The organism is Exiguobacterium sp. s123 (genome assembly GCF_018617075.1).
Taxonomy (GTDB): domain Bacteria; phylum Bacillota; class Bacilli; order Exiguobacteriales; family Exiguobacteriaceae; genus Exiguobacterium; species Exiguobacterium profundum.
This window is the reverse complement of the sequence record NZ_JACSJL010000039.1, coordinates 1-218: the sequence shown is the minus strand read 5'-3', so window position 1 is coordinate 218 and position 218 is coordinate 1. Positions and strand designations below refer to the sequence as shown.

Genomic DNA, 218 nt, shown 5'->3' with positions numbered 1-218 from the left:
GAGGCGGGCAAGGTCCGGCTGCCGAAGGTCGGGTTCGTGCGGTTCACCCAACATCGTCCGTTCGAGGGCGTCATCCGGTCGGCGACGGTGTCGATGACCAAGACAGGCAAGTTCTTTGTCTCCCTCCTCGTCGAACAGGACGATGAACCATGGATCCCAGCCGAGAACAAGGTCGGGATCGATCTCGGTCTAAAACACTTCGCCGTCATGACGAACGA

General features: G+C 59.6%; 1 pseudogene. It reads left to right on the top strand.

Annotation, left to right across the window (positions count from 1 at the left end):
• Nucleotides 1-218 (top strand): annotated as a pseudogene (locus tag KNO72_RS15560) (RNA-guided endonuclease TnpB family protein); the annotation flags it as partial.